Source organism: Psychrobacillus sp., assembly GCF_056205495.1.
Window position 1 is genome coordinate 1 of sequence record NZ_JBAEAP010000474.1, and the last position, 8,158, is coordinate 8,158.

6 protein-coding genes are annotated in these 8,158 nt (G+C 36.0%); all 6 read left to right on the top strand.

The genetic code is table 11. The annotated features are described in order from the left end of the window. The first annotated feature begins 225 nt into the window (after nucleotides 1-225). A complete protein-coding gene (gene helD, locus AC06OU_RS13695; protein ID WP_475856486.1) occupies nucleotides 226-2,412 on the top strand; it encodes an RNA polymerase recycling motor HelD in 2,187 nt (728 codons plus the stop codon). A gap of 146 nt (nucleotides 2,413-2,558) precedes the next feature. Continuing rightward, nucleotides 2,559-3,794 (top strand): MFS transporter, encoded by a 1,236-nt coding sequence (locus tag AC06OU_RS13700; RefSeq protein ID WP_475856488.1) that lies wholly within the window; start codon nucleotides 2,559-2,561, stop codon nucleotides 3,792-3,794. A gap of 439 nt (nucleotides 3,795-4,233) precedes the next feature. Then, entirely contained in the window at nucleotides 4,234-5,190 is a 957-nt protein-coding gene (locus tag AC06OU_RS13705) for an ABC transporter permease (protein ID WP_169359283.1), read from the top strand. Beyond that, complete coding sequence (locus tag AC06OU_RS13710; protein ID WP_169359282.1) at nucleotides 5,177-6,133, top strand: iron chelate uptake ABC transporter family permease subunit; 957 nt, start codon at nucleotides 5,177-5,179, stop codon at nucleotides 6,131-6,133. The genes AC06OU_RS13705 and AC06OU_RS13710 overlap by 14 nt, the downstream gene beginning before the upstream one ends. Continuing rightward, a complete protein-coding gene (locus AC06OU_RS13715) occupies nucleotides 6,130-6,894 on the top strand; it encodes an iron ABC transporter ATP-binding protein (protein ID WP_169359281.1) in 765 nt (254 codons plus the stop codon). The genes AC06OU_RS13710 and AC06OU_RS13715 overlap by 4 nt, the downstream gene beginning before the upstream one ends. Nucleotides 6,895-7,113: 219 nt before the next feature. After that, a complete protein-coding gene (locus AC06OU_RS13720; RefSeq protein ID WP_169359280.1) occupies nucleotides 7,114-8,154 on the top strand; it encodes a siderophore ABC transporter substrate-binding protein in 1,041 nt (346 codons plus the stop codon). The last annotated feature ends 4 nt before the right edge of the window (nucleotides 8,155-8,158 follow it).

Here is an 8,158-nt window from a genome sequence, read left to right on the forward strand (position 1 = left end):
ATAAAGAAACGATTTAAAATAAAGGGAATACCTTTAGAGCTATAGCCTTGAGGTAACTCTTATAAATTTTTGCTTATTTGCATAGACTATAAAAGGCAGGGACACTAGTGTCTCTGCCTTTCTTATATATTCATTATAGCAGATTTATTTTTTTATTATAAGACTGCAAATTGTTAGAATTTTTTGTAATAATACATAAGCATGCTATGTCAGGGAGGTTAGTGGATGGAAAAACATATTTGGGATGAGGAACAGCGACATTTAACTACAGTAGTTGAAAAGCTAAAGGGACATATAGATGTTCTTCAAGTTTTTCTTAAAAAGCAAAAAGGTGAACTAATAGAAGAGCGGCAATCCGTTTCAAAGGAATTCTCAGATTTGTCTGATGAACGTGGAATTGATTTTGCAACCATACTACCTACTCTCAAGGAAAAAGAACTTCGTTATATCCATGTTAATGATGTGCTTTCTAAGTTAGAGCTACTCTATAAAAGTGCCTATTTTGGACGAATTGATATAGAGGATGAACAACTGGAGAGCCTTTATATTGGACTCGCTACGTTTGGCGAAGAAGATACAGGTGATATCATTATCCATGATTGGCGTGCCCCTATATCCAGTCTGTTTTATGAAAACAAGTTAGGTGAAGCGTTCTACCAAATTCCTAGTGAAGAGCTGGTGCCCGTCCAGATTCAAAGACGTCGACAATTTAAAATCTCCTACGATAATCTTCTACAAATATTCGATGCAGACATGTATATCGGTGATGAGGTGCTGCAAAGCCTTTTGAATGATACGGCAAAACAAAAGATGAAGAGTATTGTGACGACCATTCAACGTGATCAGAATGCAGTTATTCGTTCAGAAAGTCATCGTAATATGATGGTGCTAGGACCACCGGGAAGTGGAAAGACATCTGTAGCTATGCAACGCATCGCTTATCTTCTATATCAATACCGCAGAACGCTTTCCGCCAAAAATATTATGCTTATATCCCCAAGCGATTTGTTTAATGATTATATTTCCAATGTTTTACCAGAATTAGGAGAGGAGAATGTCGTCCATTCAACCTATTATCGTTTATATAAAGGGATGAGGCGTCTTCCATTAGTGGCAGAGACCTTTTATGAAAATGTAGAGCGACTACAAAAGGCCGACTTGATGCATCAGGAAAGCTTTTACTGGAAAAACTCAAATGCTTATGCAATTCATCTCGTACAATATCTACAGGATTTAGGAATGGCCGGATTACCTTTTTACACATTAAGTATTGGCAAGAAAGTTTTTATATCAGCTACAGAGCTTCAAGAATTGTTTTATCGAAAATATACAAACTTGGAAATAGATTTTCGTTTAAAAAAGATCCGTAATCACTTGATGCCTAGGTTAAGGGAATGGAAGGAACAGGCGATTTTGAGGAGATACGAGGAACTTAGGGGAGTCGACCAATACATCGGTGATGACGAGGATTTAATGAGACAGAGTAAAAAAGAGATAGAAAAGCAGTACTCACCCCTCCATAGTGCAATAGAAGAACTGGGATTCGTTAACATCATGAAAATTTATACGGGTTCCATTAGGAGTATGGATACATTGGAGGCTAAAAAAGTCTATGAATTAACGATTCGACAAATAAAATCCAAACAACTTTTTTATGAAGATTTAGGTCCGCTTATGTATATACAAGCTAAAATCAAAGGGATTGACAGAAACCTAGACATCAAGCATATTGTAATCGATGAAATACAGGACTATTCATTTCTTCAGTTTAAAGCTATTCAGCAGCTTTTTCCGAAAGCTCACTTTACCTTGCTGGGAGATAAAAACCAAGTAGTAAATCCAACAGAAAAAGATCAGATACCAAGGGAGCTTTCCGATATATCAATAGTAGAACTTAACAAATCGTATCGTTCTACGCATGAAATTACAGATTTTATGAGTGCTGTTTTAAAGCAAGATAAGGTCCTCTCGCTAGGAGTGAGGGGGAGAAAGCCATTAGTAAAAAGAGTAGACAAGGAGCAGCAGCTAACGGAAATAAAAGCAGTGGTAGATTCTTATTATGAGACCAACACCTCTTTGGTTATTTTATGTAAGGACATGGCAAGCTGTCGGATGCTCTATGAGGAATTGAAGAATATCATTCCCTCTATTCAACTAATATCACAGGAACAAAAGGTATATATGAAAGGGATATTAATCATGCCAGGGTACATGGCAAAGGGGTTTGAATTTACGACTGTATTAATAGCAGACGCTGACCAATCGGTTTACAATGGGCCCAATGACAAGTTTCTTCTCTACACGATGGTCTCGCGAGCAACCAGAAACTTAATTATTTTCTATCGTATAGAGCTTACGGAGGCTTTGAAACAAATCCAAAAGGACTTATATCTTACGGAAACCTTAAAATAAAACAAAGAAACCCACCTTTATCTGACTGTAAAGGTGGGTTTCTTCGGTCAAAGGTATGAGGATGATTTAAGACCATTGGCTGAATGCAATCCACGTCAATTCCCTTACATTAAGAATAGTAAGAATATTTGAAAGGGTGTTTGACGATGAAAAATTTATATCAAGATTCGCGATTTTGGCTGATCATATTAGCTAATATAGCTTCCTCTATTGGTTCTGGAATAACAATGATTGCAATCCCTTGGATGCTCGTGACAAGTGATGAAGGAAATACTGTCTTCGGATACATTACAATCACTATGACAATCATTAGTTTTATAATAACGCCTTTTGTCGGTTCTCTAGTGGATAGAATGTCCAGGAAAAAATTACTTTTAATCAGTGAAGTAGTTTGTTTAATCGCATTAGTGTTTTTTGCTTCCATTGGATTCCTTGGATTATCCTATGAGATCTGGCATTATACACTAATTTATATGATTGGAAGTCTGTATTACACTATTTTTTATCCCACTATGTTTGCGATGAATCAGGAGATTTTTCATAAGGATCAATATAAATCTTTAAACGGGACGATGGAGGTACAGGGGCAGCTTTCTAGCATGATAGCTGGAGGAGTAGCAAGTATTTTGTTGATGAAATGGGATTTACATTATATCTTACTATTAGATGTTTTGACTTACGGAGCAGCTATTTACTTCTATGTTAAGCTTCCTTATAACAGAGCGAAACTATCAGTAGCAGAGAAGGAAGAGAAGGGTAGAGCTTGGGATGGGTTAGCTTACATGATGGCGCGTCCAGCCATGTTCGTTTTTTTGATATTTGCCTTTATGCCCTTTATAGGAGTTATGCTGACGAATTATTTGTTTCCTGTTTATTTAGTGGAAGTACTAGAGGCGGACGCTAGCGTATATGGCTTGGAAGGAATGATATATGCAGCCGGAGCAGTGCTAGCAGGGGCATTTGTTCCGATGCTTGCGAAAAAGCTAGGAAATGAGAAGACTATTATAGTAGGGGTGCTTATTTATACCGTTGCCATTTCTTTGATTGTTTTTGTAGAGCTGCCTATTTACCTATCGTTAATGTTGTTTTTAGCTATTGGAAACAGCGGGGCTCGAGTAGCGAGAAATTCGTTCCTGATGGATCAAGTTCCGAACAAGATTATTGGCAGAGTTGATAGTTTGTTCCGTTCTATTGGTTTACTCATTAGAATATTATTACTAGGTCTTTTTACAGGAATGGTCTCTTCCGGATTAATTATCATATGTTTCTATATATTAAGTGGACTATTGGTCGCGTCGGCCTTCATGGTTACAATTAGCTGGAGGAAAGGCTTTTCGGTAAGAAATAAGAAAGCTATTTGTATAGAGGAAGTCAGTATGTAAACTAAATCATTCAACAAAACTGCTCTCAAGTATGATGGAATATTAAGAGCAGTTTTTTCATATTCTCATGATAGTGAAATGTAGCAAATGTTGAAATATGCATACGTAATCTACATAGAAGTTTCTTTATTTTCATAACTACACTATGCAATTTAAATACGAATTTAATCTTTTTTATAATTGTCACTGCAGGAAGCTATTAGGTCTAAAAAACTAGAGTTCTCAGGTTAATGTCCTACCCTAAACTATATTTTAAAACATATGTTCATAAACTAACGTCAATTTATAATTTTAGAGTACAAAGAATTGTTAAAATTAACAATGTAATTGAGTAGTACATGTTGATTTTACTATATTCGTTGTTTATAATGAAAGACGACTCAATAATGATAATCGTTATCAACAAAGTTGAGAAATATATTTTTTATGGGGATTACAAATGAGATTATGGATATTAGTAGTAGCAACTATTATCCTATCCTTTATTTCGCTATTTATAGGTGCCATTGATATAAAACCGAGTGATCTGCTTGATTTGGACTCCCAGAAGACCCAAATCTTTGTAATGAGTCGATTGCCACGTTTAATGGCAATTATTTTAGCTGGTGCAGGAATGGGTATTGCAGGCTTAATTATGCAAAGTTTAAGTCGGAACAAGTTCGTATCACCGACAACGGCCGGTACGCTGGATGCAGCGAAACTAGGGGTCATTGTTTCGATGATATTCTTTACAAATATGTCTTATATGGGACAGATTTTCTTTAGTTTTTCATTTGCTCTAATCGGTACGTTTATTTTTATGCAATTGCTTGAGCGTATTAAATTCAAGGATGTTATGTTCGTACCTTTAATTGGTATTATGTATGGTAATATCATTGGTGCCATTTCCACATTCTTAGGATACGAAGCAGATGTCTTACAAAATGTGGATTCCTTCTTCTTAGGGAGCTTTACACTAATTGTTTCTGGACGCTATGAACTACTATACGTAGCCGTACCTGCCATTATTATAGCTTATATTTACGCAAACAAATTCACTGTAGCAGGTATGGGTGAGGACTTTGCAAAAAACTTAGGTTTAAGTTATCGTACAGTTTTAAATATAGGTCTTGTTATTGTAGCTATTATTTCTACAACGGTCGTTTTAACGGTAGGTATTATACCGTTTTTAGGTTTAATCGTACCGAACCTCGTTTCTTTGTATTTAGGAGATAATTTACGCAAGACAATACCGCATACTATTTTCATGGGAGCAGCATTCTTACTCGCATGTGATATTATCAGCCGTCTAATAGTTCATCCCTATGAGATTCCGGTAAATACAACAGTTGCCGTAATCGGCAGTGCGATCTTCTTAATTATGTTGTTTAGGGGGAAAGCATATGCGAAAAAATAGTAAGAAGCTAATTATTTTGGCTGTTATTGCATTAGTATGTATGGCATTGTTTGCATTTTATAATATTCAAGGCGGCTTTAGTTATGCCTTTCCAAAGCGTGTGGAACGTTTAGCTGCAATGGTAATCACGGGTACTGCAATTGCATATGCAACGATTATATTCCAGACAGTAACACATAATCGTTTATTGACACCATCCGTAATGGGTGTTGACTCTATGTATGAGGTAGTACAAACGGTGATCTACTTTACAGCAGGCTCTGCCTCTTTATTCGTCGTAAATCGTTATTTGAACTTTAGTGTATCGATTATGGCGATGATCATTTTCGCAGTGCTTTTATATCGTTTCTTATTCCGAGCAGATAAGTATCCAATCTTCCTTCTCTTATTAGCAGGTATGATTATTGGGACTTTGCTAGGAAGTCTAGTGACATTTATGCAGGTCATCATTGATCCTGTTGAATATGAAAGTTTACAAGCTCGGTTGTTTGCAAGCTTTATGAATGTGAAAACCGAATTATTACTAATTGCCATGGTTATACTAGGACTGGCATTTTTGTATGGCTCTAGGTTATTAAAAGATTTGAATGTTGTTTCGTTAGGTCGAGACAATGCCATTAACCTCGGCGTTAACTATGACAAGATTGTTCTACAAGTTTTGATTTTATCTTCCGTGTTAATAGCTACTTCCACAGCGCTAGTTGGTCCTGTTACATTCCTAGGACTAATCGTAGCGAACGTAGCTTATCAATTTTTAGATACGTATAAGCATTCTGTATTAATTGTTGGAGCGAGCTTGATTAGTATTATCGGCCTTGTCGGAGGACAATTTATCGTACAGCATGTGTTTCATTTAAATACAACTATTAGTGTCATCATTAACTTTGTCGGTGGGATTTACTTTATTTACTTATTACTAAAGGAAAGTAGGAAAGCAGCATGATAGAAATTAAAGAGCTTTCTAAAAGCTTTGGGAAAAAACCGGTCGTTGAAAATGTAACACTAAAAATACAACCAAAGGCAATCACTTCTTTTATTGGACCAAATGGTGCAGGTAAATCCACATTGTTATCCATGGTAAGCCGCCTTTTAGATGCGGATACAGGGGAAGTATTTTTAGATCAAACGGATGTAAAGAAAATGAAATCGAATAACTTTGCAAAGCGTGTGGCTATTTTAAAGCAGGCCAACCATTTAAATATCCGTTTAACAGTACGGGAGCTTGTTGCTTTTGGTCGCTATCCTTATTCCAAAGGACGACTAAATGCAGAGGACGAGAAGTTGGTAGATCAAGCGCTGGAGTATTTAAATTTAACAGATATGCAAGATAAGTTCTTGGATGAGTTATCAGGTGGTCAAAGGCAGCGTGCTTTTATTTCCATGGTAATTGCTCAAGATACGGAATATATCTTATTGGATGAGCCGTTAAACAATCTAGATATGAAACATTCCGTACAAATCATGAAAATCTTACGTAAACTTGTAGATGATTTAGGAAAAACTGTCGTTATTGTATTACATGACATTAACTTTGCTTCTGTTTATTCTGATCGTATCGTTGCACTGAAAGAGGGGCGCCTTGTAAAGGATGGTCCAACACATGAGATTATCAATTCCGAAGCATTACGTGATGTCTACGATATGGATATCCCAGTACAAGTGCAAGATGGTTGCCGTATTTGCGTATACTTTAATTCTCAATAACTTTGCAGACGAAAAGTTTCTTTTAGTTTGTAATCAGTAGATTCCATGTACGTGCATAAGTCAGACACTTATGCACGTGTTTCATGAGGCTAAATGAGAATGATAATTAATTGCAGAAATCAGTTGACAAATTTTGAGGGTTTCATTTAAACTAGAGTTAGAAATGAAAATGATAATCATTTTCAATTAAAGTAAGTATATTTTAGGAGGAAAAGAAAGATGAAAAAATGGAAGTTTTTAACTGCAGTTGCAGCTTTAACATTAATGCTAGGAGCATGTAACTCAGATGATGATTCAGCAACTGGTGAATCTACAGAGAAAGATTCAACTTCAGCAGCAACTGACACGGCTGAAAAATCTGCATTTCCAATGAAAATATCTTCTTTGACAGCTTCAAGCGAAGATGAAGAAAAAGGTACAACAATTACATTTGAAGATGTAACTTTAGATAAAATGCCGGAGCGCATTATCACTTTAGATTACGGTTTCTTAGATACACTTGATGCACTTGGAGTAGAGGGAATTGTAGGAATCGCAGCGAACGGTGGTAAAGGTAATATCCCACCACACTTAAAAGAAAAATATGTTGTTGACGGTGTAGCTGATGTTGGTACGCTAAAACAAATCGACTTTGAAGCAGTAGCAGCTGCTGAGCCAGATGTTATTTTCATCTCAGGTCGTCAAGCACCATTCTATGAGGAATTAAAAGAAATTACACCAAATGTAGTATTCATCGGTTCTGACAATGAAAATTATATTAACGCTGTAAATGAAACAGTTGACTTAGCAGCTCAAATCTTTGATAAAGAAACAGAAGCTGAAAAGCTAAAAGCAGATCTACAAGCAAAAGTGGATGAAGTGAAAGAAAAAGCAGCAGGTTATGAAAATGCATTAGTAGCAATGTACAATGACAAAAAAATCTCTGGTTTCGATAACGGAGCAGATTCTCGTTTTGCATATGTGTACAATGACTTTGGTTTCAAACCAGCAACTACTGATATTGAGGCATCATCTCATGGTTCAGATTTCTCTTATGAATCGGTTCTTTCTGTAGACCCAGAAGTTTTATTAATAATTGACCGTACTGCTTCTGATGTAGATGCAATTAAAGCAGATATTGAAAATGATATTATTAAACAAACTCGTGCTTACAAAGAAGGAAAAATTGTGTACCTAGATGGTGTTAACTGGTACTTCTCAAGCAATGGTGTAACAACAGAAACAGAAAAATTAGATGAAATCTTAAATGAGTTAAAATAATCTC

Coding starts and splice junctions, on each gene's coding strand:
- helD (WP_475856486.1), top strand. CDS start 226: ATGGAAAAACATATTTGGGATGAGGAACAGCGACATTTAACTACAGTA.
- AC06OU_RS13700 (WP_475856488.1), top strand. CDS start 2,559: ATGAAAAATTTATATCAAGATTCGCGATTTTGGCTGATCATATTAGCT.
- AC06OU_RS13705 (WP_169359283.1), top strand. CDS start 4,234: ATGAGATTATGGATATTAGTAGTAGCAACTATTATCCTATCCTTTATT.
- AC06OU_RS13710 (WP_169359282.1), top strand. CDS start 5,177: ATGCGAAAAAATAGTAAGAAGCTAATTATTTTGGCTGTTATTGCATTA.
- AC06OU_RS13715 (WP_169359281.1), top strand. CDS start 6,130: ATGATAGAAATTAAAGAGCTTTCTAAAAGCTTTGGGAAAAAACCGGTC.
- AC06OU_RS13720 (WP_169359280.1), top strand. CDS start 7,114: ATGAAAAAATGGAAGTTTTTAACTGCAGTTGCAGCTTTAACATTAATG.